Source organism: Mesobacillus jeotgali (genome assembly GCF_014856545.2).
Taxonomy (GTDB): Bacteria; Bacillota; Bacilli; order Bacillales; family Cytobacillaceae; genus Mesobacillus.
The window spans coordinates 4,199,770-4,226,758 of the sequence record NZ_CP109811.1 but is presented as its reverse complement, the minus strand read 5'-3'; the positions used below and the strand labels follow the sequence as shown (position 1 = coordinate 4,226,758).

Genomic DNA, 26,989 nt, shown 5'->3' with positions numbered 1-26,989 from the left:
TTTTGTCGCTTCATACTCGGACTGGTTATTCGAGCTGCTTTTGAGGGAAATTAAAAATTATTATCTTTGACATTCAAACACATTTTTGAATATAATGTATTCAAACGTCCATTTGAATGTTGGTGAAACGGAGGTGATCAATTTGAAGGAAATCGATGTATGTCAAGTGGCATGTGTGGATCAAGAAAGGGTTGATCGGGTAAAAGCCATCCTAAAACCTGATGAAACAAAGGATGTGGCCAAGATATTCAAAGCCCTTTCAGATGAAACAAGGATGAAAATTGCCTACTCCCTTTATTTGGAGGATGAGCTTTGTGTATGTGATGTTGGCAATATTGTAGGGGCTTCAACTGCAACTGCATCGCATCACTTGCGTTTACTTAAAAATATGGGTTTGGCAAAGTACAGGAAAGAAGGGAAATTGGTTTTTTATTCTCTTACGGATGAACATGTAAAACAATTGATTAGTATTGCATTTGAACATCAAAAGGAGTTGAGTACCCTTGACTGAGGCTTTAGAACAGAATCTTAATGCAGAGAAGACGGTTTATCGCATCGAAGGATTTTCTTGAGCGGGCTGCGCTAGAACGTTCGAGAAGAACGTAAAGCACCTGGATGGTGTTTTGGATGCAAGTGTAAACTTCGGTGCCTCAAAAATAACGGTGGTTGGAAACACAACGATTGAAAAGCTGGAAGAGGCTGGAGCTTTTGAAAATTTGAAGATCTATCCTGAAAAGGGTGAGATGAAACCACAGAAAAAAGAACCATTCTGGAAGGAATATTCCACAGTTTTGGCTTCATTACTGTTTGTGGTTTTAGGTTATGTCTCTCAGTCTATTAATGGGGAAGAAAGTCTGCCAACGATCGCGGCTTTTCTGGCAGCCATCTTAATTGGAGGATTTTCTTTATTTAAAACGGGTTTGAAAAATCTTTTCCGGTTAGAGTTCGACATGCGAACTCTCATGACGATTGCCATTATCGGTGCTGGCTTTATCGGCGAATGGACTGAGGGTGCAGTAGTTGTTATCTTATTTGCAATCTCTGAGGCGCTTGAGAAATATTCCATGGATAAGGCTCGGGCTTCGATTCGTTCATTAATGGATATCGCGCCAAAAGAAGCACTCATCCGTCGTAATGGTCAGGAACTATTGATTAAAGTAGATGATATCCAAATCGGTGATATCATGATCGTGAAGCCAGGTCAAAAAATTGCTATGGACGGAATTGTCGTTAAAGGATATTCATCCGTTAACCAGGCAGCAATTACTGGAGAATCCGTACCGCTGGAAAAATCAGTGGATGATGATGTTTTTGCAGGTACATTGAATACAGAAGGCTTACTGGAAGTCAAAGTAACAAAAAGGGTCGATGATACAACAATTGCGAAAATCATTCACCTAGTAGAAGAAGCCCAAGCGGAGAGAGCACCTTCCCAGGCTTTTGTCGATAAGTTTGCAAAGTATTATACACCGGCCATTATTGTGATTGCTGCACTTGTGGCTATAATCCCGCCGCTTCTATTCCAGGCAGACTGGAGTGAGTGGATTTATCAAGGGCTTGCGGTCCTAGTTGTCGGCTGTCCTTGCGCACTTGTCATTTCGACGCCGGTTGCCATTGTAACTGCAATAGGAAATGCAGCAAGGAATGGAGTATTAATCAAAGGCGGAGTTTATCTTGAGGAAGCGGGTGCGCTTAACGCCATCGCATTTGATAAAACAGGTACTTTAACAAAAGGCGTACCTGCAGTTACTGATTATGTAATGCTTGATAATGAGCAGAAGGAAAATGAGCTGCTGAGTATCATAGCTGCATTAGAATATAATTCTCAGCATCCTCTTGCTTCAGCGATAATAAAAAAAGCAGAGGAAAAAGAAATTTCTTTCAAGGACCTAGTTGTGGAGGATTTTTCATCGATTACGGGAAAAGGGATAAAAGGAACAATAAACGGGTTAACCTACTTTATTGGAAATCCAAAGTTATTTGAAGAGTTGTTAAATCAGAGTATTTCATCTGACATTAGTAAAAAAATTAATGAATTACAGCTTCAAGGAAAAACAGTCATGGTTGTGGGCACTACGGATAGTATATCCGCGTTGATTGCAGTAGCAGATGAAGTTAGGGAAAGCAGCCGTTCCACTATCGCCAGACTCCATGAACTTGGAATAAAGAAGACCATCATGCTGACAGGTGACAATAAAGGGACTGGAAATGCAATTGGTGAATTGGTCGGAGTATCTGACATCGAAGCGGAACTTCTTCCACAGGATAAACTGGCATTTATCAAGAAATTGCGTGATGAACACGGTAAAGTGGCCATGGTTGGAGATGGGGTCAACGATGCACCTGCTCTAGCTTCTGCCACTGTAGGAATCGCCATGGGAGGAGCAGGGACTGATACGGCTCTGGAAACTGCAGACATTGCTTTAATGGGCGATGATCTCAAGAAACTGCCGTTTACTATCAAGTTAAGCAGAAAAGCCTTAACGATCATCAAGCAAAACATTACATTCTCCCTGGCAATCAAGCTTATTGCACTTCTGCTAGTGATACCAGGATGGCTTACCTTATGGATCGCTATATTTGCCGACATGGGGGCTACTCTTATTGTCACTTTAAACGGTTTGCGACTTTTGAGGGTAAAAGAATAATTTAACGAACGGGGTAATCAGATGAATAATAATTGGAATCGATTCATCTATAAAATTTGGTCCCCCATCTACGATTACTTTTTTAATTCCGGACTATTTTTAGAAGCAAGAAAACGAGTTTTTCAAGATATAGAGTTTAAAGCAGGAGAATCCGTACTTTTCGTAGGGGTTGGCACAGGGGCGGATATCGATCAAGTCCCTTATAACAGCCTCAAGGTAACAGCCATAGACTTTTCAGAAGACATGCTAAATCAAGCAAGAAAGAAGTACGAAGGCGAAAAAATTGAATTTATACAAATGGATGCTCAAAGCATGAACCTGCCAGACAATACGTTTGATTATGTCATTGGCAGCTTGATATTAACTGTCGTTCCCGATGGCAAAAAAGCCCTTGATGAAATGACCCGTGTTACGAAATATGGTGGACAGATTGTTGTTTTTGATAAATTTGTTGACGGTAAGAAAGAACTTTCATTATCGAAAAGATTAATTCGACCATTGATTAGACTATTAGGTACAGATATTGGTTTATCCTTTGAGTCCATCGCGAATGAAACGAAGAGTATAAGACTATTAGAGAGAAAAAAATCATTATTCAATGGTATGTACCAAAAAATAGTTTTAATGAAAGTTTAATTTTGGCCAGGGCCCACATTGGAAATGATGAATGTGGGCTTCTTTATGATTAATTTATTTTCATAACGTTTCATAATTTAACCTAAGCCTTAATAGTAAGTATGGAAAGTCATTTGCCTAAAGATATTGATTTATACTCTTAAAATTAGTATTATTTTATATGATTGATTGCTCATATATTCACTGTTAAAGAAAAGCCTTAAGCCTTGGAATAAGGAGTTGATTTAAATGAAATCATTTATAATGATAATATTTGCTTCTGTATTTTTTATATTGGGTGGGTGTGCACAGGAAAGTAACAAGGAATCCCTACTCGAAATGGTTGATGTTGAAATTATTCTGCCTGAAGTAATAAAAAAAGGGGAAACTGTAGCATTGAAAGCCCGAATTACTCAGGGAAAAGAAAATGTGAATGATGCTGACTCTGTACAATTTGAGATTTGGAAAGAAGGCCAGGAAACTCATGAAAAGCTAGAGGCTAAAAATAGTGAATCTGGAATCTATGCCATCCAAAAGTCTTTTTCCGAAGCAGGAAAATATACTATTATCGCGCATGTAACTGCTAGAGGGATGCACAACATGCCCAAAATGGATTTTATAGTTGAGTAGGAGGTTTTCGAAAATGAAAAAGATCTGGGTTATAGCAATCCTTATTCTTATTAGCTTTAATTTAAAAATTGAGGTCTTTGCCCATTCTTATACAAAAGAATCGAATCCTGCAGAAGGGGAGATTGTAAAGGAACCGCTTGATATGATAGACATCACCTTTGAAACAGAAATTGAAACAATTGGTGAGCTATTCTTAACACATAATAACGAGACATACCAAGTTGAAAATATTACGATTGAGGAAGATAAATTAATTGGGAAATTGGATAAGCCATTAGAAAATGGCGAGTATAAGGCGACTTGGAAAATAGTTGGAGAAGATGGTCATCCTCTGGAGGGAACCATTTCTTTTACCGTTCAAGTACCTGATCAAACTCAAACTGAAGCTTCTAACAGAGAAGATGAAACCGAGAACCAAACTGAAGACTCAGAGCAGGAGGGTCAGGAGCAAAACAAGGAAGATGACACTTTGTCCCAAGACGAACAAAATAAACAAGAGGGAGTGGGAAATTCAAATTTCCAAAAGTGGTTTTTGCCTGCAGCAGCCTTAACCATACTAATTATGGCACTCTTTATTTTCAGAAAGGGTAAAAAATGACCTTTTATCTAATAGTATCTGAAACTATTTTGTACCTTTCTTTTTCTATTTTAGTTGGAGCTATGATTTTTCAGCTCGTTCCTGTAAATTTTAAACCAAAAATTGAAATTCCAAGAGCAGTATATTTTCTATCGATACTGGGAATCATTTTTGCTTCAATAGGGCCAGTAGTTCAAGTGATTTTCTACTTTATAGAAGCTTTAGGTTTTTGGGAAACATTACGTTCAGTTCTATTTGATTTTGAAGTAGGAAAAGCTTGGATGTTTACTTCATGGGTAGGACTGCTTTTATACTTCATGATTTTATTTAATAAATCCAAGTATTTTCAAACTTTTCTAGTTCTATTGTTAATTATTGCCGTTGGATATTCGAGCCATGCTGCAAGTTTGTCCTTTTGGTATGGCCTGACATCTCACACAATACATTTTCTTGGAGTAGTGGTTTGGACAGGTATATTATTGATTGTTTCTCTATTCTCAAAGGACGTGCGTAACTGGAGTAAATTTTTGTCTTGGTTTACACCTACAGCTATTCTTTGTCTAATTTTAATCATTGTAAGTGGTTTCATGACCATGAAACTGGTTGTGGACCCTAAAGATTATGTCTCTTCTTGGATGCTTCCATATGGACAGGCTTTATTAGTTAAACATATACTTATAATTCCTCTATTAGTTTTTGCATTTATCAATGGAATATTGATGAAAAAACAAGCAGAGCATCCAGGTCCCTCAACAATTAAATGGATGAGAGCAGAGGGCATATTTATAACCTTGATATTTATTGTGACTGGTGCACTGGGAATTCAATCTCCACCGCATGATATAGAATCAATGATTAAAACAGAAGGCTATTCACAGTTGTATAAGTGGTTTCATCCCTTTCTAACTAATGATATAGTACAGTTAAATGTGGATGCCTCCTTTCTTTTTGGAGTATTCTTATCAACCATTTTATTGATTCTAATGGTACTCAGTTTTACTCGTAAAAACATGGTAGCAGGATCCGTGGTATTTGGATTGTTTTTCGTATTTATGGCTTATATCGTACTTATGACGGCAGGTCATTAAAAACACATTAGAAGGAGTGAGGAAGATGCAATTTGTTCTTGGTTTAAATATTGCTGAACTTTTCCCAACAGTAGCCGCATATTCAATTTTGTCACTTATGGCTATAGGGGTTATCTACTTATTTAAGAAAAAGTCGGATAAAGAACTAAAAGAATTGGAGGAAAAAATGGGTTCAAAGGACACGCTTAAATAGGTTCGATATGGATATGGACATGGCCGATTTTGTGGTATTCAAACAAGCGTTGTTCTACCAATTCTGATATAGCATGACCCTGAATGATTGACAGATTTGAGTCAACGAAAATGGTTGCATCTACTGCTGTCTGGTTTCCATATAATCTTGCTTTAATATCTTTAGTGAACTTTACGCCTGGGGTATCATTGATTGTATCTTCAAATTCCTTAAGTGTCTGAACCTCAAAGCCATCAGTCAGGTCATGGGCAGCATTTTTGAAGATATCCCAGGCAGTATGACAAATGATCAAACCAACAAAGGCGGCTGTTAGCGGATCAAGCCATCCAAGGCCGAAAAAAGCACCGATGATTCCTACTGCCGTTCCTATGCTGACTAAGGCGTCAGATTTATTATCCTGTGCCGCTGAATACAAGGCTTTGCTTCCGATTTCCTTGGATAGCTTGATATTTATCCTATATACATAAAACATGGCTATAGCACTGATCAAGGCGACGAATGAGGTAAAAAGCTCCGGCTGGCCCTCACCTGGTTTGTAGAATTTCTGGAAGGAATCCATTACAACTTGGACCCCTACAAAAAACATGATGAACGAAGCGATCAGGGACGAAATGGTTTCTGCCCTGGAGTGACCATATTTGTGGTTTTCATCAGCTGGCTTTTTTGAAATTTTTAATCCGATTAAAATGGCTACGGAAGCAAACACATCAGTAAAATTATTCAGACCATCCGCTTTAAGTGCTTCAGAATTCCCCAGGTTTGCCATGATCAACTTGAATGCAGCCAAAAAAATATAGGCAGAAATGCTGATCCAGGCGCCTTTTTCACCAGTTTTTACAGTAGAGTTCCCCATTTCCTGATTCCTTCCTAATTTTCTGATTTGATTTCTATTTCTTTTCAACATGATTATTTACTTAACTACAATAATTATTCACAGAAAAGTGTTTTGAATAACAATAAAATTGAAGAAGAATAAAAAATTGCAACTGGGGTAAAAATAAATGCCTGGTTTCCTCAAAAAGGATTGCAATACACCCATCATATGTTAATAATATATATATGAGCATATATTCATAAAAAGGAGGTTCATTATGGGACACGGACATTCACACGCTCATGGACATAGTCATGGCCATGGGAATGCAAATAATAAAAAAGCACTGTTCCTTTCGTTTATTATTATTACGACGTACATGATTGTGGAAGTGATCGGCGGTATCATTACAAATAGTCTTGCCCTATTATCAGATGCAGGACATATGTTGAGTGACGCTGCAGCATTAGGATTAAGCTTAACGGCCATCAAACTTGGAGAACGAAAGGCGACGATAGGGAAAACATTTGGTTATAAAAGGTTTGAAATCATTGCAGCTGCACTTAACGGTGTCACATTAATATTGATTTCACTCTATATATTTTATGAAGCATATCAAAGGTTCCTTAACCCTCCAGAGGTAAAAAGCCTTGGTATGCTAACAATATCTATCATCGGGTTGATGGTCAATATCATAGCGGCATGGTTATTGATGAAAGGTGATAAAGACGAAAATTTAAATGTCAGAAGTGCTTTTTTACATGTTATAGGGGATATGCTTGGGTCGGTCGGTGCCATTTCGGCTGCATTGCTTATTTACTTTTTCGACTGGGGCATTGCCGACCCGATTGCGAGTGTGATCGTTTCGATATTGATCATCATCAGCGGCTGGAGAGTGACCAAGGATTCTTTCCACATCCTGATGGAAGGCACCCCAAGCCATATCGATTATGAGCAAGTGAAATCATCGCTGCATGCAATTCCCTATGTTCAAGACGTACATGATCTGCATGTTTGGTCCATTACTTCTGGGGTTCTTGTATTAAGCTGTCATATAACCATCCAGGATAATGGGAACCATGATGTCATTCTCCATGCAGCACAGGCGATTCTCCATGACGAGTTCGGAATTGATCATAGTACCATCCAAACGGAGAAATTGGAATTTGGTTGTCCTACTCAGCATGGGACTTGTAACTAAAGGTCATAAAAACAGGAAGACTACCCTGGGGAAACTCCCTGGCAGTCTTCCTGTTTTTTAAATAATATCAGAATTTATAGCATTTCAACTTAGAGAATTGGCCAGCTCCAGCGCCTAGCCGGTTTTCATCCAAGAATGTGCATCCGCGAGTATTTTGCGAGAAGCGTTAGCTTTGAGCAGCTCGAGACGCTTGTCTAGCTGCGGCTCCTAACTCCTCGAGACGCTTGTCTAGTGTCGCCTCCTAGAAACTCCGAAACTTCAACTCCGCCGGCAGGGCCGGAGTCTCCAGTTTCTGCGTTTCTGGACAGTCGGCTATACTTTTCGTTTTTGGTCCTGCCAATGAAGTAAAAGAGCGACTTCACTGTCAGGCCTCCAGCGCTTGTCGGAGTTGGGCAGTCGCCTTCGCTTTTAGAGTTTGGTCCGCCCAATGAAGTCAAAGAACGACTTCACCGGTCGGCCCTCCAACCCTTGTCGGGGCTGACCAAGGCGCTTGCGATTTTCTTATTCTTAGCATGTTTTTCGTCCACGTTCGACCTGAATCGAAATGAAGTCAATACCTTCATCATTATTCTTCAAGATTTGCCTGATTTTATTCCTAATTACTTCTTCCTGTCCATTTTCCAATTTTTCTTGGACGATAAGGTGGGTGGAGAATGCACTCGACTTACCGTCAAGGGACCAATAGTGTAAATTATGAATATCCATAACATATTCTAGATTCAGGAACTGATCCTTCATGTCTTTGAGATTAACTTCCTGAGGGACCGCATCCATCAAGATGACAAGTGTTTTCTTGAGATTTTTAATTACATGGTAAAGTACAAAGAGAGTGATCCCAATGGAAAGAAGAGGGTCTAAGATAGGAATTTCTTTGAATTGCATGATGATACTGACCACTAAGACTGCAATCCACCCGAGTAAATCCTCTAATAAATGCCATGAGAGCATTTTCTGGTTCATTCCACTTTCCCCTTTTTTTATACGATACGCTGCATATCCATTTACCGCTATACCAAGAATCGCAAGCCAAAACATTCCCTGAGAGTTTGGAGACACAGGTTCAAATAGCCTTTTTCCAGCCTCAATCAATACATAGAGGGATCCGAAAATAAGGACTGCTGCATTCAGCAATGACCCCATCAAGGATAATCTCTTATATCCAAAGGTGTATTTATCGCTGGGTTTCCTACTAGCCTTCCGTTCGAGGTACCATGACATCCCAAGGGAGATTGAATCACCCAAATCGTGTATCGCGTCAGAAATGATGGCGATACTTCCTGTCAAGATTCCTCCTATAATTTCTATAATCGTGAATGAAAGATTTAGAAAAAAGGCAACTCCCATACTTTTGTGTTTGTTTTTACCCATAAGCTGTCCTGCTCCTTTTTTTACTTCTCTTTTCCCTCCTTGCCTTCGCTAAAACTGGAAATGCCATTTTAATCAACAAATCAATCAGCATGTCCATTGAAAAATTGAATATACATCTTAAAGAAGTTTTGGCCGGAAGGTGTGAGGATGGATTGCAACCTGCAAGTGTAAGTGCCATATTAGCATGGATCGTTTTCCTGGGCCTCCTGTTTGGGGGATACATGACATTTTTCATTAATAAGAAATGGAATATGAATCATCAATCTATACATTTATTCTGTGGCGGTCTTTTATTAGGCTTAATCACATTCGACTTAATTCCAGAAGCGCTGGTTCGATTAGATCCATTAGGGGTTTTTATAGGGATTTCTTCAGGTGTTTTGCTCATCTTGACAATTGACCGTTTTTTTCGCCAATTCAATCACAAAGCCCAGACGGGGTGGTCAGCCTTCATCCTTTTATTTTTGGCGCTGTATACCCATAGTATACCCACAGGGTTTGCACTTGGTTTAAGCTTCTTAAATGAAGAAGTCGACAATTTTTATTTAACGATAGCCGTAGTGCTTCATCATATTCCAGAAGGAGTAATATTAATGGGAGCCATCCTCCAAAATAAACTAAGGTCCACCATCTTCTGGATTTCCTGTGCCATTTTGTCTTTTGGCGTCGGTTTCACAATCTTTGCAGGTCAAACTATTCCTGTCGTCCCGCTTAAGTTTTATACACTGGTAATAGGAGCGGCAATAGGGACTATAAGTTATATAGCTTTATACGAAATTTTCTGGAAAAGTATTGGGACCGTTTCAATTTCAAGATTGCTATTCATATTAGCTATTGCACTTGGTTCAATAAAGTTGATGATCATGGTGATATCAATCTGGTAGGCAGTTAAATTGACTTCGAATAGCTGGCCATGCTGTGATATAATGAACCTTATAAAACCTTGAGGTGAACGAATTGAAGAAATCAGAACATGAACCAGTTGATATGGTGAATCTTGAAAACACTTTGGATGAAGAGACGCTGTTTATAGTATCGCAAACTTTTAAAGCGTTATCTGACCCTACTAGGATCAAGATCCTGCACCTGTTATCAAAAGGACAAAAATCAGTCAACGAAATTGCTGTACAACTGGAGATGCTCCAATCCACTGTTTCTCATCAGTTACGATTCCTGAAAAATTTAAGATTAGTAAAGTACAGAAGAGAAGGTACTTCCATGATATATTCGTGCGATGATGAACACGTAATGGGTGTCCTGAAACAAATAATTGACCATGCCAGACATCATTAATACTAGAAACTTTAAGCTTGCAGAGCCTCCTGCAAGCTTTTTTGTTTTATAAGAAAGTATAAACTTATTACACTCAGATTAGTGTCTAGCTCCAGCGCCTAGCCAGTTTTCATCCAAGAGTATGCTTCCTCGAGTATCTTGCGAGAAGCGTTAGCTTTGAGCAGCTCGAGACGCTTCGGTCCTGCCAATGAAGTCAAAGAACGACTTCACCGTCAGGCCTGGTCGAGGCGCTTGCGCTTTTCTTATTGCATAGAACTATTTAATAATATCGTAGTGGGTAACAATATGTGTCTCGAGGCAATGTCCAGACTGACTAAGGCATTTGCAATATTCATACTGTATAGCCACGCATACACCTAAATGCTAAAAAACTTTCCTACAATCATTTTGACAATATGAATAAGTGAACATATAATGAAATAAACCAGAAATGTTTCTCTAGGGAAAAACTATGGCTAGGAGGAAAAAAAGATGATACGGACAAACAAGTTGAGTTTGTATGATGGCATAATCGGGGATTTTATAAAAATTTTAAGTCTCAATATCCACGGAACGATGAGGAGAAGGCTACTGGATTTAGGATTTGTACCAGGAGCAATAGTCGAGGTGGTGAGAAGAAGTCCTTTAGGTGACCCTGTTGTTTATCGGGTAAGCGGTGCATCTGTTGCTTTAAGGAAAGAAGAGAGTCTCAATATTATAGGGGAGCTGGTCGAGAAATGATCAATCAAATCAGGATTGCACTAGCAGGAAATCCAAATACCGGAAAAAGTACTTTGTTTAATACCTTGACTGGGCTAAAGCAGCATACGGGCAACTGGGCAGGCAAGACCGTGGATATAAAAGAAGGAGCATTCGTACACAAAGGTAAATCCTACAACATGATTGACCTGCCAGGAACGTATTCCCTCTTTTCTAATTCACTTGATGAGGAGACAGCGCGAAATTTTATAGTGTTTGAGAAACCGGAATTGACGATTGTTGTACCGGATGCTACTGCACTCGAGCGCAATTTAAATCTTGCGTTGCAGGTCCTGGAATTGACTGAGAAAGTCATTGTATGCATCAACTTGATGGATGAGGCTGAGAAAATGGGTATCAGGATTAATGAAAAAATACTGATGAGACGCCTTGGGGTCCCTGTCATTAAAATATCAGCCAGAAATAAAACAGGACTGCCGCTTTTGTTGGATACAATTGAAAGGGTAGTAACAGGTGTCATTCCTTGTTCGCCTGTAAAAGTTCAATATGATGACGAAACTGAACAAAAATTAGAATACCTTTTACCGATGGTCCAAAAGGTATTCGGAAACAATGTACCAGCCAGATGGCTTTCTTTAAGGCTATTGGATGGTGATGAAAAGTTGCTCGAAGAACTGAAGGATAGGCATTTATCAAAGGAGGGATTAAACTGATGGAAAAAGCAGCCTCTGAACAAGTAATGTTCGTTGAACTGCTTGAGCAAGCAGAGAAATTATCATCCTCAAAAACACGCGATAAGATTGTGGAGGCTCTGTATCGGAATAGCAGGGGATGTATTGAGGCGGGAGTTGAATATAGCAAAACAAAACATGACGAAAGAACGGAGCGATTAGACTCGGTGCTTACTTCTCCTGTTTGGGGTTTTCCTATCATGCTTCTAATGCTCGGAGCGGTATTTTACTTAACCATTGCAGGAGCCAATATTCCCTCTTCTATGCTCGCGGATTTTTTTGGCTGGCTTGAGGGACATATTACAGTATTATTTAAGCTTGTAAAAGCTCCAGATTGGCTATACGGTGTATTGGTATTGGGCTTTTATCGGGGAACTTCATGGGTCATCAGTGTGATGCTGCCTCCGATGGCGATATTTTTTCCTACTTTCGCACTTCTCGAGAACTATGGATATCTTCCTAGAGTAGCATTTAACATGGATCGGCTTTTTAAAACTGTTGGAGCACATGGCAAACAATCCCTTACAATGGCGATGGGTTTTGGCTGTAATGCAGCAGCCATGATGTCCACAAGAATAATAGAATCACCGAGGGAACGGATGCTTGCCATCCTGACCAATAATTTTGTTCCTTGCAATGGGAGATGGGGAACGTTAATCTTGCTGGCCTCCTTGTTTATGGCGGCTGGTTTTACGGGGGGAATCAAATCCTTTATAACAACGGCTGTCATAGTGGGAATTGTATTATTTGGGATCATCATAACATTCTCTGTTTCTTGGATTCTATCAAAAACTGTATTAAGTGGTGTCCCAACACACTATACATTGGAACTCCCGCCCTATAGAAAGCCGAAGATATTTGATACTGTCATTCGTTCTTCTTTGAACAATTCTCTAGCAGTACTAAAACGAGCAGTTAAAGTAGCAGCACCCGCGGGGGTCATGACATGGATATTGGCAAATATCCATGTGAACGGCACGAGCATTTTATTGCACATTGTCCAATTTCTTGATCCGCTCGGCCAAATGTTAGGCTTGGATGGGTATATCTTGATGGCATTCATAATCGGACTCCCTGCAAATGAAATTGTGCTGCCTGTCCTTCTTATGGGATATCTATCAACAGGTGAACTGGTTGATGCAGGAGGAATAGAAGATATTAAGCAAATTTTTATTAATCATAATTGGACTTGGCTCACTGCGTTGAATATGATGCTTTTTTCTCTATTACACTATCCTTGCGGCACAACATTGATTAATATTTATAAAGAAACAAAGAGCAAGAAGTGGACATTTATGGCTTTTATCATTCCAACCGCCATCGCCCTTTGTGTAACGTTTCTTATTGCCCAAACTGTGAGATATTTTGGCTGGATATAAAATGACCTATATACAAGTAAAAAAACTATTAGAGGGTAACCCATCAGGTCACCCTCTTTCTGCCGTTTTGGCCAACTCGGCAACAATTCCCCTGAAAATATGACTACTCGTTCAATAGAATCTTAATATCCTCAATCATTTGTTCGAAGGGAACATCAGAAAGACTTGGATAATCTTTTACGATTACCCCATCTTTATCAACCAGATAAAAGGAAGTGCCATGAATAACTTGATCGTCATTTTCAGGCTTTTTAACAATAGTTTTAAAATTTTTCAAAGCAAAGTCTTCGATTGTTTGCTGAGAGTATCCTGATAAAAAGTGCCACTTATCAGGATTGATATCATACCGCTCCATATAATCTTTTCTTCTATCAGGGGTATCAACATCAGGATCAACACTAAAGGAAACAAATTTAATGTTATTTATTCCTTCCTTTTTCAACTTCTGATTCAGGATATCCATATTAGCCGTCATAGGGGGACAAACCGTTTCACAGCTAGTGAAAATAAAGTCTGCTACCCATACCTCGCCATTTAAATCCTCCATTCCTACTTTCTTGCCATTTTGATTTTCGAAAGTGAAGTCATTTATTTCCCAATTCAAAGGATCCTTTATATCTTGCCCGCAAGCTGTAAGTATTAACGTAACCATTAAAGCAATGGACACACCTATAGTCTTCCGCATTGATTAATCTCCCTTTATTCAAAATTTAAATATAGCATAATTGATTAACAGTCAATATTTTTATTATTACCATTTGTTTGTGATAAAAGTGTGAAGATTCCTAATTTAATTCTTTTGGAGTTAGTAAAAGGAAAAGAATAATACAAAAATGTAAATAAAAACCTTCATAAATTTGTCACAAATAGAAATTTATCAGCTGGATGAGTATGTTAACATTATAACCGTGTTAGAAACTGTTCGTTCTTTCTGGAAAACATGTATGTATATGTGTTCATGTATCAATGACTTTTAGGTAATTTATGTATATATGTTCATATATCATTCGTTTGATTTGCAGCTTCATTCTCTTAAGTTAACTTTCATGCTTCCAGATTGTAAAACAATTTATAATGTTATCCTATGTGATGTAATTCACATAAATAAGGCGATATAAATTGGACATGGATTCTAACTACTGTCTCATCAACTAAAGAAAGGGGTAACTCGATGAAAGTGAAATGGGCGATTCTGTCGTTGATTCTGGGTGTTTTCACCTTACTATCGGGATGTGAACCACTTATGGTTCTTGATCCGAAAGGTCCGCAAGCACGTACAACTGCAGATGTAATCATGATTTCAATCTGGACTATGGCGTTCGTTGTCATTGCGGTTTTTGTACTTTTCATCGTCATGTTAGTCAAGTACAGGGCTTCTAGACAAAGTGAAAACTATGAACCGCCACATATTGAAGGGAGCAAGGTGATTGAATCAATCTTTGTAGGGATTCCGATCATAATTGTCATTTTTCTTTCAATAATTACAGTGAAATCCACATATGAGGTAGAGTCGATACCAGAAGGCTATGAAAATCAGAAACCATTAGTGATATATGCTGCTTCCTCAAATTGGAAATGGCATTTCAGCTATCCAGAAGAAAATATTGAAACTGTCAACTATCTTTTTATCCCAACGAACAGACCAATTGAGTTCCGTCTGTATTCATATGGGCCGATTTCTAGTTTTTGGATTCCTCAATTAGGGGGCCAAAAATATGCGATGGCAGATATGGTTAATAAGTTAAATCTAGCTGTAGACGTACCTGGTGAGTACGGCGGAAGGAATGCGAATTTTACAGGTTCTGGTTTCGCAGAGCAAAGCTTTAATGTAACAGCTATGAAGCAGGCTGAATACGAGAAATGGGTAGAAGAGATCAAGAAAACTGCTAAACCATTAACTGAAGAAAAATTCAATGAACTGTTAAAACCCAGCCATCTAGGTCAATTAACTTATACAGGAACACATTTATCCTTCTCTCCACCTCCAGAGGGCCATCACAAAAAAGAAGCGGCAAGCACTCAAAAGGATAATAATGGTGATGAAAAACAAAATCCTGATGGAGAAATGGATCAAAATGATATGGAGGATATGAATCACTAGAAGATTATAAGTAAGGTAGTATAACAACTTAAAACTTCTTGAAAGGAGTTGCAGGAGTATGGAATTTTTTGATCGATTTATTGTCCCGAATCCAAGCCCAACGATTTACGCTTCGATGGTAGCCATTGGTCTTACAATTATAGCTATTTTAGCTGGGCTGACCTATTTTAGAAAATGGGGCTATCTGTGGCAGCAATGGTTAACAACGGTTGACCACAAACGCATTGGCATCATGTATCTCATTTCCGCTTTGCTGATGTTATTCCGAGGCGGGGTCGACGCTTTGATGATGCGCGCTCAAACTGCTATACCTGAGAATACATTACTGAATGCCCAGGAATATAATGAGGTTTTTACGACACACGGAGTAGTGATGATTTTATTCATGGCTATGGCTTTCGTCATGGCTTTAATGAACTTTGTGGTCCCTTTGCAGATTGGAGCACGTGATGTTGCCTTTCCCCGGTTGAACGCTTTAAGTTTCTGGTTATATTTTATGGGAGCGATGTTATTTAACATTTCTTTCGTGGTAGGTGGTTCTCCTGATTCAGGCTGGACATCGTATTTCCCTCTCGCTGGAAATGAATTCAGTCCATCAGTAGGAACGAACTATTATATGCTTGCAATTCAAATTGCAGGCCTTGGTACTTTAATCACAGGTATTAACTTCATTGTTACCATTTTAAAAATGAGAGCGCCAGGTATGAAGTTAATGAAGATGCCGATGTTTACATGGACAGCACTGATTACCAATGTAATAATTGTTTTCGCTTTCCCGGTATTAACAGTGGCATTGGCGATGGGAACAATGGATCGTTTATTTGGGACCAACTTCTTTACGACAACAAATGGCGGCATGGATATGCTGTGGGCCAACTTTTTCTGGGTCTGGGGCCATCCAGAGGTCTATATTTTAATCCTGCCAGCATTCGGGATCTACAGTGAAATCATTCCGACTTTCGCCCGCCGAAATCTATATGGATACAAGTCTATGGTCGTTTCGATTGTGGCGATCTCGGCATTGTCCTTTGTCGTCTGGGTCCATCATTTCTTCACGATGGGACAGGGTGCCCTTGTGAATAGTATTTTTTCGATAACGACTATGGCAATTGCAATTCCTACAGGGGTTAAGATCTTTAACTGGCTTCTTACACTGTGGAAAGGAAAAATCAGGTTTACGGTTCCTATGTTATACTCCCTTGGCTTTATCCCGATTTTTACAATCGGTGGAGTAACAGGCGTCATGCTTGGCATGGCTAGTGCGGATTACCAGTATCATAATACGATGTTCCTTGTGGCCCATTTCCATCTGGTTATCATCCCAGGTGTAGTATTCGCGATGATCGCGGGAATGACATACTGGTGGCCGAAGATTTTTGGTTTCATGTTGAATGAACGCATCGGAAAATGGTCGTTTTGGTTCATCGCGATTAGTGTCTGTTTGACATTTTTCCCGATGTTTATTTCTGGTCTTGACGGACAAGCGCGTCGCATGTATACCTATTCTGAGTCGACAGGATATGGAATTTGGAATGGACTTTCCTTTATTGGAGCAATAGGTCTCGCCATAGGATTTGCTCTGATTGTATACAATATCTATTACAGCACTCGCTATGCACCTCGAAATATCGGATCTGATCCATGGGATGCAAGGTCTCTTGAATGGGCTACTCACAGTCCGGTACCGGAGTACAATTTTGCGATTGTGCCTCATGTGAACTCATCTGAGGCGTTCTGGGATGCAAAGAAAAACGGTCATGACTTGTTCCCGGGTGAGTACAAGAAGATTCATATGCCAAATAACAGTGGGTTGCCTTTTGTTCTGAGTGCTTTCTTCTTTGTATTTGGATTCGCGATGGTATTCAGCATGTGGACACTAGCTATTCTTTCTGTATTAGGGATATTTGGTTGTATGTTATACCGTTCTTTCGAGAAGGACCATGGCCACTACATTTCCGTTAAGGAAATCAAAGAAACTGAAAAGAAATTGGGAGGTATCTGAAAATGAAAATCGATCAATCACTCCCGCTTGAATATAGTACAGAAGAAAATAGGTTGAAAATCTTAGGTTTTTGGATTTTCCTGGGGGCGGAAATAGCCCTGTTTGCAACGCTTTTCGCTGCATACTTTATTTTAGTGGACCGAACCGGAAGCGGCCCAAGCGGGGAAGAAGTGTTTAAAGCTCCGACCCTGATTATTCAAACTCTATTACTTTTGACTAGCAGTTTCACAATTGGCTTAGGAATTCATGCTATGAGGATTGGCAGAGTAAAAGCGATGATCAATTTCTTCATCATTACTCTTATTCTAGGACTGGGATTCATAGGTTTGGAGATTTATGAATTTGTACAATATATCCATGAAGGTCTGACACTGCAGACTAGCGGTTTTTCAGCTGCGTTATTTACTACATTGGGTACACACGGTGCACACGTAACGTTTGGTTTGTTCTGGGGTCTTGCGATCATTATGCAAATCAAGAAACGAGGTCTTACGCCTGAAACAGCCAATAAATCGTTCATATTTTCGTTGTACTGGCACTTCCTAGATGTGGTCTGGATATTTATCTTCAGCTTCGTCTACTTGAAAGGAATGATGTAAACATGAAAGATTTATTTCCTTTAAAACAAGTAATGGGGTTTGTATTTTCTTTAATCCTCACTGCAGTGGCTCTTGCTGTTTATTTCATGGATCTGTCTTATACCATTGGAATGTCCATTCTGCTGGTGACAGCCTTCATCCAGGCGGCGGTGCAGTTGGTTGTGTTTATGCACGCTGGTGAAAGCGAAGATAAACCGTCCATTTACACCAATATTTATTACGCAGTTTTCATTGCTTTAGTTACCATCTTTGGTTCATTGCTTACCCTGATATGGGGTTATGAATAAATGTGTTAATCAACGGGGCGTCTAAAATGGCGCTCTTTTTTTATTCTTATGTTGTGTTTTTTCCAATACCTCTCCTGAAGCAACAAAAAAGATCCCCATCAGGAAGATGAAAACGGCACCCACAATCGTGCCTGCTCCAATTGCTGCCAGAATTTCGCCTTTACTTACGAAAAGACCTGTGAGAAAAGTCGATATTCCAATACAAAGAAGGGTTCCACCCAGCAATTTAACTGTCTGAAGAATTTTTTCATTCGTCATTTCATTTCACCACCTTTGTACATATTATTCAAAATATTCACTAAATTGTCAAATTTGTTCACGAATGCGATTCAAACCAAGCAATTCATTAACTTATAAAGCGGCCGACATACTATGTTTTGTTAGAAGGTCTTGAACATGTACTCTATTAAAAATAGGCCCCTTCAGTAATGAAGGAGCCTTTCTAATCTAATAAACATGGTGATTTTTTTAGGCTAATGTTGCTAGCCTAAACTTCCTAATCCCTAAAAACCAGAGGAAAGCCATGTAAAAGACAATAGGCAGCAGCCAATCTTCTACTGTAAGAAGGATGTATGTATATCCTCCATGAAGTAGTGTGGGTATGATCAGGGACAGGACTATCCACCTAAGGGGCGGGCTACTTGAGAATTTCGCTTTCCCAAAATAGTAGCCCATGATAATTCCAAATATTGCATGACTTGAAACGGGTAATAGTGCACGGCTATATGCGAGTTCCAATCCATTAGCAAACAGGTAAAGGATATTCTCCGCAGAAGCGAACCCAAGAGAAACAGCCGAACTATATATAATACCGTCATAAGGTTTGTCAAATGCCAAGTGGCTGTATACCATGTTGTACAAAATGAACCATTTGAAAAATTCCTCAAGTAAGCCAACGGTAATAAACGATTCAATAATTGAACTGGGTATCAAGTCTTCTGTATCCAAAACGTAATGAATAAACATGATCGGGAAAACTAACAAGGCACCTGAAAAGAATACTTTAGCCACTACCGATAATGGCTCTTGATCATATCTATCTTTTAAATATAAGTAACATAATAGCGCTAATCCCGGTGCCAGGCCTGCAGCAATAGTAGCGAGCAACAATACATCCTCCCGATATTTTTATAGATTTGAATCATTCAAACGCTTTAAAAAGATCAATAAACAACTTGACCTATAATGATTAGTATAACATAATGCATATATGAGCATATAAGCATTAAAGGTAATTCATTTTCGAATCATCATGCAGTAACTTACATTAACTATTAAACTACTTAGAGGTGTATTTAAATGAAGAAAACACTAGTTGGCATTTCGTTGGCTGCAGGAATAATCAGTTTAAGTGCTTGTTCCACAGGTCCCGCAAACTCCGAGGTGATTGTACAAACAGAAGCCGGAAATATTACTAAGGAAGAATTGTACGAATCCATGAAAGGTAAATATGGAGAACAAGTATTGCAAGACCTTGTCTATAAAAAAGTCCTTGCTAACAAATACAAGGTAAGTGATAAGGAAGTAAGTGGAAAATTGAAGGAAATCAAGGACCAGACGGGTGAAAACTTTGAAATGGTACTAATGCAAAATGGTATAAAGGATGAAAATGAGTTGAAAGAAGTGCTGAAAAGTCAACTCTTAATGGAAAAGGCTCTAATTAAAGATATAAAAGTCACTGATCAGGAAATTAAGAAGAGCTATGATGCCTACAAGCCAGAAATCAAAGCAAGACATATTCTGGTAAAGGATGAGAAGACCGCGAATGAAGTTAAAAGTAAATTGGCAAATGGTGATAAGTTTGAGAAGTTAGCAAAAGAATATTCCACCGACAAGTCTTCAGCAGAAAGTGGTGGGGATCTTGGCTGGTTTGGAATTGGAAAAATGGATCCTGCGTTCGAGAAAGCAGCTTATTCATTAGAAGTAAGACAAGTTAGCGATCCCGTTAAGTCCTCATTAGGGTATCACATCATTGAGCTAACTGATAGAAAAGAAAAAAAATCCTTTGATGCGATGGCAAAAGAGTTAGAATATCAATTGAAACTTTCGAAAATTGACCAATCTAAAGCACAGGATATTTTGCAAAAGGAACTAAAAGATGCTGGATTAGTTGTGAAGGACAAAGACTTGAAAGGTATTCTGGCCGATAGTTGATCCGAAACTTGCCATAATCAATCAGCTCCCTGTCCAATCCTAACCGGTTAGGGAGTTTATTGTCGTAATGTGAATGTTTATTACTAGTATGATAGAAGACTGCACATTTTCTATTTTCTTCATAATTTTTATACTAAAATCCAAAAATAGGAAGTTGAGAACTGACTACTGCACTATATCAAAATTAAAATGAAAACTCGAACCTGTTTTGGACAGTAGAAACTGAAGGGGTGATAAAATGATGCAAATGTTTATACTGTTGATTGTCGTGCTTATTACGCTTTCAATTGTTTACGGCATCTTTCTTTATAAAGCATATAAAAAGGGAAAGCGCTAGATTGGATCAGAAACAAAGGGGAATCGAATTGTAATGATGGAACATAACCCGATTAGTGGAATTATTTATGAATGGAATATATTGCTTTTGCTTGGGTGCTTTGCTGTTGGCATTTACTATCAACGGAAACAACAAGCTATTAAAATGGAGTTAACGCAAAAGCAAAAAGGCTCATTCTACACTGGATTAGCCTTATTTGCTATAGCAATGGGGACTCCTGTATATAGTATTGGCCATTATCTTTTTTCTGTCCATATGGTCATCCAATCGATCATTTACCTAGCAGTTCCGCCGTTATTGCTTTATGGTCTTCCAAAAAGAAAACTGGGAGAAGTTTTGAACAGGGTTGGTGTATTACAAAGCTCAATACGATTCTTAACCAAACCCGTAATTGCGGTTTTGCTTTTTAATGGAATTTTTTCTTTTTACCATGTTCCATTTATTTTTGATTATTTAATGACCAACTCCTTTTTCATGGGTTTATCGACATTTGTTTTATTTGTCCTGGCCCTAATTATGTGGTGGCCAGTCGTCTCTCCGGCGGAATTCAAGGGAACGATGAAGCCGTTATATAAAATAGCCTATATATGCGTGATGGGCATCCTGCTCACTCCGGCATGTGCGCTAATCATTTTCTCAAAAGACCTGCTATATACTTCATATATGCAAGCACCGCAATTATTTGGAATTGGCCCATTAGATGACCAGCAAGCAGGTGGCGCATTCATGAAGTTCATCCAGGAAATCATATATGGGACAGTCATTGGCTTCATCTTCTTTGCCTGGTCAAAGGATCAAAAGAATGATGAATTGGAAAACAAACTAGGAGAATATGAAGAAGAGTATTTGAATAATTTGAGGGAATTGTGAATGAAAAAATGTAATATATTCGTAATGCCTTTTGCATAATATCTGCAAAATCATATATTATTCTAAAATAGCTAGGACATCAAACCCCCTTTTGAATATAAGTCCCTACCCAAGTAAGAAAGGCCGTCGTACTCATACGATGGCCTTTCTTACTCTGTTTTGGTTCTATACTGTAATGGTATATAATTAATGCGTAAAAATATATCACTATAAGCTACTAGGGTACAGAGGAGTTTAATTGTTGAGGACGTAATCCTCAAAGGTACAGTATTTGTAGAAATGGTTGAGTATTTCAAATTTGCCTTAATACCAAGCTTTTTTTCATTAATTATAAAGAATGGATAGGAGGATGAAAAATGCCAAAAGAGTACCAACCCTTCAGCAGCAAGAAAGTGTTTATTATCATCGGATTGGTTGTTTTCGGGGGGATGTTCCTTACATCCGTTATTGATGGAGAATATTATGCAGGGAAAGGTCAATTGCTTGAGTACAGACTATTTATACTTGGGTCTGCATTTATATATTATGTAATTGGCTATTTTTTGATAAGAAAGGCCAGGGTTAGAGATTAATAATTTAAAGCTAGAACTTTCATGATAAATCCAATATATTACGCAGGATTGTCACCTGAAAAAATCATTGCTAGGAGCCATGCAAGGATAGGTGTCCAGATAAAGTTTATGATGATTGAAGAGTATGTAAACTTGATGTTTTTAAAGATAGGTGTGATATTCTTGTGGTGCTAACTGAATCTTCAGGCTCGTACTAAAAAACGGGCACAAATCACCACTGGATGATACCTCTTTCGAGATCAGCTGCTAAATTTATCCTTCATACCCTGTCCCTGTTCGTCATATAATGGGAATCATAGAAATTTTTACGGCAGAGGAGCAGTAGATGCGGTAAACAGGGAGGAGTTTGGCAATGGAGCGTAAGTGGATTGCCATTTTGATGGCGGGCTCGCTGCTGACTGGTGCAGGAAGTACATACGCCGGCATGCAATGGTACGAAAGCAAGGCAGGTGTGCTGGAACGCCAGATTGTGCCCCTGAAAGATCATGCAGGTGCAGAGGCAGGCGATGCAAGCAGTCTCGAAAAAGTCGAGCAGGCATACAGTTTGATTTTTAACAGTTACGTAGAAAAGGTAGAAGAAGAAAAACTGGTTGAAGGAGCGATCCAGGGGATGCTTTCCACCCTGGAGGATCCGTATTCGGTCTATATGGACAAGGAAACGGCCAAACAATTCAATGAGACGCTGGAGTCGTCCTTTGAAGGAATTGGTGCTGAAGTCAGTACGGTCGATGGAAAAATCGTGATCGTTTCTCCTTTTAAAAATTCCCCCGCAGAGAAAGCGGGTTTGAAGCCAAATGACCAGATTTTAACGGTCGATGGCGAGAGTATCGAGGGATTGGATTTATATGAGGCGACTTTGAAAATCCGCGGCAAAAAAGGGACACCTGTAGTGCTGGAAATCGAGCGTAAAGGCTTGAAGGATTCACTGAAGGTTAAAGTGATTCGCGATGAGATTCCGCAGATTACCGTCCATGCTGACATGAAAAAGGTGAACGGAGAGAAGATTGGTTACATGGAGATTACCTCGTTCTCAGAAGATACCTCCAAAGAGTTCAATAAGGAGCTTAAGGCTTTTGAAAAAGAAGGGCTGGATGCGCTGCTGATCGATGTACGCGGCAATCCTGGCGGGCTGCTTTCCAGTGTTGAAGAAATTTTACGAGAGTTGATTTCCAAGGAGAAGCCGCTCTATCAAATCGAAGAACGTAGCGGCGATAAGACTCGCTACTTCTCCAATCTGGAAAAAGCGAAGCAGTATCCTATTGCTGTGCTGACAGATGACGGCAGTGCATCCGCATCGGAAATTTTGGCCGGGGCATTGAAGGAAGCAGGCGGCTATCCAGTCATTGGCGAAAAGACCTTCGGCAAGGGGACAGTCCAGCAGGCTGTGCCGATGGGGGATGGCAGCAATATCAAGCTGACGCTGTTCAAATGGCTGACACCAGACGGCAACTGGATCCATAAAAAAGGCATCGAGCCAACCGTCGAGGTCAATCAGCCGGCGCTTTATGATACCCATCCTATCCAGGCTGAAAAACCGCTCAAGCTGGACATGAATAACGAGCAGGTCAAAAATGCCCAGGAAATCCTTGCTGGGCTCGGGTTTGAGCCGGGCCGTACGGATGGATACTTCAGCGGCATGACCGAAATCGCCGTCAAAGCATTCCAGCGCAAAAATGACATGACTGTAACAGGTGTCATTGATGCAAAAACTGCCTCCGCACTCGAAGACGCGGCCAGGAAAGCGATGAAACAAGAAGAAAACGACCTTCAGCTGCAGACCGCATTGAGGCTGCTGGCGAATCAATAAAAGAAGCTGTATCTCATTTGATTGGTTAAAATGGGGTGCAGCTTTTTTTTGCTTGTATTTGGATGAACGTGCAATTAATGTGTCTGAGTGTGCAATTATGGCTAATGTCAGTGCAATTATTAAAGCTGAACGTGCAATTATTGAGTTGAACCTACAGAATAATTTTTCCAGCGACCTTTTTTTAATGAAACCCTCTGGATTCACTTCAAAATTGGGTGAATTTCATACTTGGAAGTACCTTGACTGCCGAAGTGACACTTAGATCTGCCTATAATTATTCAAATTCCTGACCCCATCCCAAGATTCAGCCCTAAAACAGCTCCACAAGAAAAAAATCCCATCAAGTTTCCTCAACTATTGATAGGTTTTACCACCCAGATTTGATAGAATAAGCTTAATATCATGTAATTTATGAAGGCTGGTGACATAGGGGTGGCACAGGATTGGTTCATTGAACTTTTGAAAGGGATGGGCAGGCTTCTGCTTCACCCTGTGTTCTATTATTCTTTATTTTTGGCGGCTGTCCTGGGTGTTTCGCGCGTGAAGCGGGAGCGGAAAAACTTTACGGTAAGGGCGAAGGATGCTTATTTTGAGCTCAGGCAGCTGTTTCCGCTGGGATTGCTGGTCGGGCTCGCCATTTCGATCATAACCATTGCCGCGGGGATCGCGATTCCATTCGCAGCAATCGTTTTAGTATCTGCAGCAACACTGCTATTGAGTCTGACAACAAGGGTCAGACTGCTTGCTCCTGCATTTACAGTCGGGGCAGCGTTTTTCGCATTGATTTTCCTGTCAGGAAGGCAAATCGATCTCCCTTTAGCAGGCGACTTATTTTCAAGCCTTGATGAAAAAATCTTTCCATCGATTGCGATTTTGTTAGCATTATTAACGATTGGCGAAGGCTTCCTTATTTTACGAAATGGAAAAAAGGGAACTTCTCCTAAATTGATCAAGAGCAAGCGCGGCCAGACGGTTGGTGTCCACGAGGTAAAGCGACTATGGGTTGTTCCGGCATTCATGCTCATTCCGGGCGAAATTCTGACGCTGCCGTTCGAATGGTGGCCTGTGTTCGCACTCGGCGACAATACATATTCACTGATCCTCGTTCCATTTGCGATCGGTTTACATCAGCAAATCCAGAGCATGCTGCCAAAAGAAGCTGTCAGTCAATTGGGCAGCCGCGTCGTTGGGCTCGGTATCCTGATCACGCTGATTGCTGCAGCGGGATACTGGTACCCAATCGCTTCCATTGTAGCTGTTGCGATTGCCATGATTGGACGCGAAGCCTTGACGCTCATGCAAAGGATGCAGGAAGAAAGCAGGCCGTTTTATTTTCGAAAAAGAACCATGGTGTGATGATTCTCGGAGTCCTTCCTGAATCCCCGGCCGATAAAATGGCTCTTGGTGTAGGCGAGCTTGTCACAAAGGTCAACGGCACGAATGTCCATGATGAACAAACCTTCTATGAAGCTCTGTCGCGAAACAGGGCGCATTGCAAGCTTGAAGTCCTTGATACGAACGGGCAAATCCGCTTCGTGCAGAGGGCTTTGTATGAAGGCGATCACCACGAACTTGGCATCCTTTTTGTCCAGGGTGAAAAGAAGTGGGACAGTGCCGTTGTTTAATTTTGTTTCTTTGAAAGCTTATTAAATTTAATTGGCGTGCTGGAAAGTCCTTGGAGATAATGTCTCGAAGGACTTTCTATTTTTATAGATTATTCCTTATATATAAACTATCTTCAGTTATCAGTTGAAAATTGAGTATAATTAAAATTGGATATTGCGGCAAATTTTTTTAAAATGAAGCCTCAAAACTAAAGGAACTTAGGCCGGCCAAGGCTGCGTCAGCCAGTTACTGATTCCAGGTATAATGGGACTAATCAGGTGATTGATTGGTCTCTTTTGACATAAAGGAGAAAACACAATGGAGAAATTGGGCTCTCTGAAGGACTTTAAACGTACTGTCTATCTAAGTATGATTATTCCCAGTCTGCTGGCTATGATCTCTTACATGCTTTTCGTATTCAACCAGCCAGGGCATGGGAAATATTTAATACTTACAGTAGTTCTGACTTGCTGGTTTACCATCAGTTTAATACTGTTATATCACAAAAGGCTCATGCCTCTTGTGGAGTATGGTACATTAATAATCATTTCTGCTATGCATATAGGAACAGTATACGATGGCTTTTTTAATTATATTGCCACTGATAAAGCTGGTGCATTTGGAGTTACAGTTATGTGGGTTCCTGCTGTGATTCTCAGCTTTTTTCTTATTCTCGGAGCTAGGCGGGGGCTTGTCTTCTCCCTATCTGTATTTTTGGTCATCTTTGTTATGGGTTTAATGAATTTTCCTGAGATGTCAGAGGATTATTTAATATCGGTTATTCAGTTTTATGTAGCCTATCTTTTTTACATCCTGATTATTTATTACTCACGGTTATTAATTAAGCTTTTTTCAGACTTTGAAAATATGAAAGAGAATGCTTTTACTGATGCATTGACAGGAACAGCCAACCGTCATCAAATCGACATCTGGCTGGATGAAAAAGTGTCGGGAACAAAGGAAGCACCAGTATCTATATTATTTTTCGACATTGATCATTTTAAGGCTGTTAATGATACATACGGACATAAAGTTGGGGATTCGGTCCTTAAGGAATTAGCTGTACTTGTGAAACAAAATCTGACACCTAATGAACAATTTGGCCGCTGGGGAGGGGAAGAGTTTATTATCATTTCCTCTCAATCCGGTGAAAATGCACTGAAGCTGGCTGAAGAACTTCGTTTAAAAATCAGTGAATACCATTTTAAAACAGCTGGCAGACAGACAGTAAGTTTTGGGGTGACTGAGTTTAGAGCGGGTGACTCAGTCGATACATTAATAAGCCGGGCGGACAGAGGATTGTATCAATCAAAGCATGAAGGGCGGAATAGAGTTACAATGATTTAGAAGTAGCTTATCCCCCTCTATCGGGTTCTGATTAACAAAGTGGGAGCACCACTAAACCGGGGCTCCCGCTTT

General features: G+C 39.8%; 30 protein-coding genes. 24 read left to right on the top strand and 6 right to left on the bottom strand.

Annotated elements, in window-relative coordinates; translation table 11 throughout:
- Positions 1 to 142: 142 nt before the first annotated feature.
- The 7 genes from FOF60_RS21685 to FOF60_RS21655 all read left to right on the top strand — a co-directional run bounded on the left by FOF60_RS21685 (position 143) and on the right by FOF60_RS21655 (position 5,751).
- On the top strand, positions 143 to 511 hold the full coding sequence (locus tag FOF60_RS21685) for an ArsR/SmtB family transcription factor (protein ID WP_251615222.1): 369 nt from the start codon (positions 143 to 145) through the stop codon (positions 509 to 511).
- Positions 504 to 2,648 (top strand): heavy metal translocating P-type ATPase, encoded by a 2,145-nt coding sequence (locus FOF60_RS21680; protein ID WP_192469979.1) that lies wholly within the window; start codon positions 504 to 506, stop codon positions 2,646 to 2,648. Before FOF60_RS21685 ends, FOF60_RS21680 begins: the two co-directional genes overlap by 8 nt.
- Before the next feature lie 21 nt (positions 2,649 to 2,669).
- A complete protein-coding gene (locus FOF60_RS21675; protein ID WP_192469980.1) occupies positions 2,670 to 3,284 on the top strand; it encodes a class I SAM-dependent methyltransferase in 615 nt (204 codons plus the stop codon).
- 228 nt (positions 3,285 to 3,512) lie between these two features.
- Positions 3,513 to 3,893 carry a FixH family protein gene (locus FOF60_RS21670; RefSeq protein ID WP_192469981.1) on the top strand — a complete coding sequence of 127 codons (381 nt, stop codon included), beginning with the start codon at positions 3,513 to 3,515 and terminating at the stop codon, positions 3,891 to 3,893.
- 13 nt (positions 3,894 to 3,906) lie between these two features.
- Positions 3,907 to 4,491 (top strand): copper resistance CopC family protein, encoded by a 585-nt coding sequence (locus tag FOF60_RS21665; RefSeq protein WP_192469982.1) that lies wholly within the window; start codon positions 3,907 to 3,909, stop codon positions 4,489 to 4,491.
- On the top strand, positions 4,488 to 5,558 hold the full coding sequence (locus tag FOF60_RS21660; RefSeq protein WP_192469983.1) for a copper resistance D family protein: 1,071 nt from the start codon (positions 4,488 to 4,490) through the stop codon (positions 5,556 to 5,558). The genes FOF60_RS21665 and FOF60_RS21660 overlap by 4 nt, the downstream gene beginning before the upstream one ends.
- 25 nt (positions 5,559 to 5,583) lie before the next feature.
- Entirely contained in the window at positions 5,584 to 5,751 is a 168-nt protein-coding gene (locus FOF60_RS21655) for a hypothetical protein (RefSeq protein ID WP_192469984.1), read from the top strand.
- Here the strand turns inward: FOF60_RS21655 and FOF60_RS21650 are convergent.
- A complete protein-coding gene (locus FOF60_RS21650) occupies positions 5,744 to 6,604 on the bottom strand; it encodes a cation diffusion facilitator family transporter (protein ID WP_192469985.1) in 861 nt (286 codons plus the stop codon). The two genes, FOF60_RS21655 and FOF60_RS21650, sit on opposite strands and share 8 nt — an antisense overlap.
- 238 nt (positions 6,605 to 6,842) lie before the next feature.
- Here FOF60_RS21650 and FOF60_RS21645 point away from each other — a divergent pair, with 238 nt between their 5' ends.
- The gene (locus FOF60_RS21645) at positions 6,843 to 7,766 is read left to right on the top strand and encodes a cation diffusion facilitator family transporter (protein WP_192469986.1); all 924 of its coding nucleotides are present in this window, start codon (positions 6,843 to 6,845) and stop codon (positions 7,764 to 7,766) included.
- A 194-nt stretch (positions 7,767 to 7,960) separates the two neighbouring features.
- Here the strand turns inward: FOF60_RS21645 and FOF60_RS21640 are convergent, their stop codons facing one another.
- Together FOF60_RS21640 and FOF60_RS21635 are read right to left on the bottom strand one after the other, a co-directional pair.
- Positions 7,961 to 8,128, bottom strand: coding sequence for a hypothetical protein (locus FOF60_RS21640; RefSeq protein WP_264647608.1), 168 nt, complete (start codon positions 8,126 to 8,128; stop codon positions 7,961 to 7,963).
- 145 nt (positions 8,129 to 8,273) lie between these two features.
- On the bottom strand, positions 8,274 to 9,134 hold the full coding sequence (locus tag FOF60_RS21635; RefSeq protein ID WP_192469987.1) for a cation diffusion facilitator family transporter: 861 nt from the start codon (positions 9,132 to 9,134) through the stop codon (positions 8,274 to 8,276).
- A gap of 221 nt (positions 9,135 to 9,355) precedes the next feature.
- Between FOF60_RS21635 and FOF60_RS21630 the strand changes: the two genes are divergently transcribed.
- From FOF60_RS21630 to FOF60_RS21610, 5 genes are all read left to right on the top strand, one after another.
- On the top strand, positions 9,356 to 10,018 hold the full coding sequence (locus tag FOF60_RS21630) for a ZIP family metal transporter (protein WP_192469988.1): 663 nt from the start codon (positions 9,356 to 9,358) through the stop codon (positions 10,016 to 10,018).
- A 103-nt stretch (positions 10,019 to 10,121) separates the two neighbouring features.
- Positions 10,122 to 10,427, top strand: a complete 306-nt coding sequence (locus tag FOF60_RS21625; protein WP_192470177.1) for an ArsR/SmtB family transcription factor — start codon at positions 10,122 to 10,124, stop codon at positions 10,425 to 10,427.
- Positions 10,428 to 10,898: 471 nt separating this feature from the next.
- Positions 10,899 to 11,147, top strand: coding sequence for a FeoA family protein (locus FOF60_RS21620; protein ID WP_192469989.1), 249 nt, complete (start codon positions 10,899 to 10,901; stop codon positions 11,145 to 11,147).
- On the top strand, positions 11,147 to 11,839 hold the full coding sequence (locus FOF60_RS21615; protein ID WP_192470178.1) for a FeoB small GTPase domain-containing protein: 693 nt from the start codon (positions 11,147 to 11,149) through the stop codon (positions 11,837 to 11,839). Before FOF60_RS21620 ends, FOF60_RS21615 begins: the two co-directional genes overlap by 1 nt.
- Positions 11,839 to 13,236 carry a ferrous iron transporter B gene (locus FOF60_RS21610; protein ID WP_192469990.1) on the top strand — a complete coding sequence of 466 codons (1,398 nt, stop codon included), beginning with the start codon at positions 11,839 to 11,841 and terminating at the stop codon, positions 13,234 to 13,236. The genes FOF60_RS21615 and FOF60_RS21610 overlap by 1 nt, the downstream gene beginning before the upstream one ends.
- Positions 13,237 to 13,339: 103 nt before the next feature.
- Here the strand turns inward: FOF60_RS21610 and FOF60_RS21605 are convergent, their stop codons facing one another.
- Entirely contained in the window at positions 13,340 to 13,921 is a 582-nt protein-coding gene (locus tag FOF60_RS21605) for an SCO family protein (protein ID WP_192469991.1), read from the bottom strand.
- Positions 13,922 to 14,407: 486 nt separating this feature from the next.
- Here FOF60_RS21605 and qoxA point away from each other — a divergent pair, with 486 nt between their 5' ends.
- Genes qoxA through qoxD form a run of 4 tightly spaced genes read left to right on the top strand, consistent with a single transcriptional unit; the run spans position 14,408 to position 18,225 of the window.
- Positions 14,408 to 15,337: a cytochrome aa3 quinol oxidase subunit II gene (qoxA, locus tag FOF60_RS21600; protein ID WP_192469992.1), complete on the top strand. Its 930-nt coding sequence runs from the start codon at positions 14,408 to 14,410 to the stop codon at positions 15,335 to 15,337.
- A 58-nt stretch (positions 15,338 to 15,395) separates the two neighbouring features.
- Entirely contained in the window at positions 15,396 to 17,339 is a 1,944-nt protein-coding gene (gene qoxB / locus FOF60_RS21595; RefSeq protein ID WP_192469993.1) for a cytochrome aa3 quinol oxidase subunit I, read from the top strand.
- Positions 17,340 to 17,341: 2 nt separating this feature from the next.
- Complete coding sequence (gene qoxC, locus FOF60_RS21590) at positions 17,342 to 17,938, top strand: cytochrome aa3 quinol oxidase subunit III (RefSeq protein ID WP_192469994.1); 597 nt, start codon at positions 17,342 to 17,344, stop codon at positions 17,936 to 17,938.
- A 2-nt stretch (positions 17,939 to 17,940) separates the two neighbouring features.
- Positions 17,941 to 18,225: a cytochrome aa3 quinol oxidase subunit IV gene (gene qoxD / locus FOF60_RS21585; protein ID WP_192469995.1), complete on the top strand. Its 285-nt coding sequence runs from the start codon at positions 17,941 to 17,943 to the stop codon at positions 18,223 to 18,225.
- 21 nt (positions 18,226 to 18,246) lie between these two features.
- On the opposite strand, the gene FOF60_RS21580 is transcribed toward qoxD, so the two are convergent.
- Entirely contained in the window at positions 18,247 to 18,483 is a 237-nt protein-coding gene (locus FOF60_RS21580) for a hypothetical protein (RefSeq protein ID WP_192469996.1), read from the bottom strand.
- A gap of 210 nt (positions 18,484 to 18,693) precedes the next feature.
- Positions 18,694 to 19,332 (bottom strand): glutamic-type intramembrane protease PrsW, encoded by a 639-nt coding sequence (gene prsW, locus FOF60_RS21575; RefSeq protein WP_192469997.1) that lies wholly within the window; start codon positions 19,330 to 19,332, stop codon positions 18,694 to 18,696.
- A 192-nt stretch (positions 19,333 to 19,524) separates the two neighbouring features.
- Between prsW and FOF60_RS21570 the strand changes: the two genes are divergently transcribed.
- The 7 genes from FOF60_RS21570 to FOF60_RS21540 all read left to right on the top strand — a co-directional run bounded on the left by FOF60_RS21570 (position 19,525) and on the right by FOF60_RS21540 (position 26,917).
- The gene (locus FOF60_RS21570) at positions 19,525 to 20,379 is read left to right on the top strand and encodes a peptidylprolyl isomerase (RefSeq protein WP_192469998.1); all 855 of its coding nucleotides are present in this window, start codon (positions 19,525 to 19,527) and stop codon (positions 20,377 to 20,379) included.
- Between the two features lie 370 nt (positions 20,380 to 20,749).
- Positions 20,750 to 21,586 carry a cytochrome c oxidase assembly protein gene (locus tag FOF60_RS21565; RefSeq protein WP_192469999.1) on the top strand — a complete coding sequence of 279 codons (837 nt, stop codon included), beginning with the start codon at positions 20,750 to 20,752 and terminating at the stop codon, positions 21,584 to 21,586.
- 356 nt (positions 21,587 to 21,942) lie between these two features.
- A complete protein-coding gene (locus tag FOF60_RS21560; protein ID WP_192470000.1) occupies positions 21,943 to 22,158 on the top strand; it encodes a hypothetical protein in 216 nt (71 codons plus the stop codon).
- Between the two features lie 352 nt (positions 22,159 to 22,510).
- Positions 22,511 to 23,965, top strand: coding sequence for a S41 family peptidase (locus tag FOF60_RS21550; RefSeq protein ID WP_192470001.1), 1,455 nt, complete (start codon positions 22,511 to 22,513; stop codon positions 23,963 to 23,965).
- A 432-nt stretch (positions 23,966 to 24,397) separates the two neighbouring features.
- Positions 24,398 to 25,321, top strand: a complete 924-nt coding sequence (locus FOF60_RS21545) for a PDZ domain-containing protein (protein ID WP_319801547.1) — start codon at positions 24,398 to 24,400, stop codon at positions 25,319 to 25,321.
- On the top strand, positions 25,318 to 25,590 hold the full coding sequence (locus FOF60_RS24465) for a PDZ domain-containing protein (protein ID WP_413632780.1): 273 nt from the start codon (positions 25,318 to 25,320) through the stop codon (positions 25,588 to 25,590). Before FOF60_RS21545 ends, FOF60_RS24465 begins: the two co-directional genes overlap by 4 nt.
- A 298-nt stretch (positions 25,591 to 25,888) precedes the next feature.
- Complete coding sequence (locus FOF60_RS21540) at positions 25,889 to 26,917, top strand: GGDEF domain-containing protein (protein ID WP_192470002.1); 1,029 nt, start codon at positions 25,889 to 25,891, stop codon at positions 26,915 to 26,917.
- Positions 26,918 to 26,989 lie beyond the last annotated feature (72 nt).

What these genes read in the sequence shown, in the direction of transcription:
- FOF60_RS21570 (WP_192469998.1), top strand. Translation starts at nt 19,525, where the DNA reads ATGAAGAAAACACTAGTTGGCATTTCGTTGGCTGCAGGAATAATCAGT.
- FOF60_RS21630 (WP_192469988.1), top strand. Translation starts at nt 9,356, where the DNA reads ATGACATTTTTCATTAATAAGAAATGGAATATGAATCATCAATCTATA.
- FOF60_RS21670 (WP_192469981.1), top strand. Translation starts at nt 3,513, where the DNA reads ATGAAATCATTTATAATGATAATATTTGCTTCTGTATTTTTTATATTG.
- FOF60_RS21660 (WP_192469983.1), top strand. Translation starts at nt 4,488, where the DNA reads ATGACCTTTTATCTAATAGTATCTGAAACTATTTTGTACCTTTCTTTT.
- qoxB (WP_192469993.1), top strand. Translation starts at nt 15,396, where the DNA reads ATGGAATTTTTTGATCGATTTATTGTCCCGAATCCAAGCCCAACGATT.
- FOF60_RS21565 (WP_192469999.1), top strand. Translation starts at nt 20,750, where the DNA reads ATGATGGAACATAACCCGATTAGTGGAATTATTTATGAATGGAATATA.
- FOF60_RS21675 (WP_192469980.1), top strand. Translation starts at nt 2,670, where the DNA reads ATGAATAATAATTGGAATCGATTCATCTATAAAATTTGGTCCCCCATC.
- FOF60_RS21560 (WP_192470000.1), top strand. Translation starts at nt 21,943, where the DNA reads ATGCCAAAAGAGTACCAACCCTTCAGCAGCAAGAAAGTGTTTATTATC.
- FOF60_RS21610 (WP_192469990.1), top strand. Translation starts at nt 11,839, where the DNA reads ATGGAAAAAGCAGCCTCTGAACAAGTAATGTTCGTTGAACTGCTTGAG.
- qoxD (WP_192469995.1), top strand. Translation starts at nt 17,941, where the DNA reads ATGAAAGATTTATTTCCTTTAAAACAAGTAATGGGGTTTGTATTTTCT.
- FOF60_RS21665 (WP_192469982.1), top strand. Translation starts at nt 3,907, where the DNA reads ATGAAAAAGATCTGGGTTATAGCAATCCTTATTCTTATTAGCTTTAAT.
- qoxC (WP_192469994.1), top strand. Translation starts at nt 17,342, where the DNA reads ATGAAAATCGATCAATCACTCCCGCTTGAATATAGTACAGAAGAAAAT.
- FOF60_RS21635 (WP_192469987.1), bottom strand. Translation starts at nt 9,134, where the DNA reads ATGGGTAAAAACAAACACAAAAGTATGGGAGTTGCCTTTTTTCTAAAT.
- FOF60_RS21655 (WP_192469984.1), top strand. Translation starts at nt 5,584, where the DNA reads ATGCAATTTGTTCTTGGTTTAAATATTGCTGAACTTTTCCCAACAGTA.
- FOF60_RS21605 (WP_192469991.1), bottom strand. Translation starts at nt 13,921, where the DNA reads ATGCGGAAGACTATAGGTGTGTCCATTGCTTTAATGGTTACGTTAATA.
- FOF60_RS21540 (WP_192470002.1), top strand. Translation starts at nt 25,889, where the DNA reads ATGGAGAAATTGGGCTCTCTGAAGGACTTTAAACGTACTGTCTATCTA.
- FOF60_RS21650 (WP_192469985.1), bottom strand. Translation starts at nt 6,604, where the DNA reads ATGGGGAACTCTACTGTAAAAACTGGTGAAAAAGGCGCCTGGATCAGC.
- FOF60_RS21580 (WP_192469996.1), bottom strand. Translation starts at nt 18,483, where the DNA reads ATGACGAATGAAAAAATTCTTCAGACAGTTAAATTGCTGGGTGGAACC.
- FOF60_RS21620 (WP_192469989.1), top strand. Translation starts at nt 10,899, where the DNA reads ATGATACGGACAAACAAGTTGAGTTTGTATGATGGCATAATCGGGGAT.
- FOF60_RS21645 (WP_192469986.1), top strand. Translation starts at nt 6,843, where the DNA reads ATGGGACACGGACATTCACACGCTCATGGACATAGTCATGGCCATGGG.
- qoxA (WP_192469992.1), top strand. Translation starts at nt 14,408, where the DNA reads ATGAAAGTGAAATGGGCGATTCTGTCGTTGATTCTGGGTGTTTTCACC.
- FOF60_RS21550 (WP_192470001.1), top strand. Translation starts at nt 22,511, where the DNA reads ATGGAGCGTAAGTGGATTGCCATTTTGATGGCGGGCTCGCTGCTGACT.
- FOF60_RS21625 (WP_192470177.1), top strand. Translation starts at nt 10,122, where the DNA reads ATGGTGAATCTTGAAAACACTTTGGATGAAGAGACGCTGTTTATAGTA.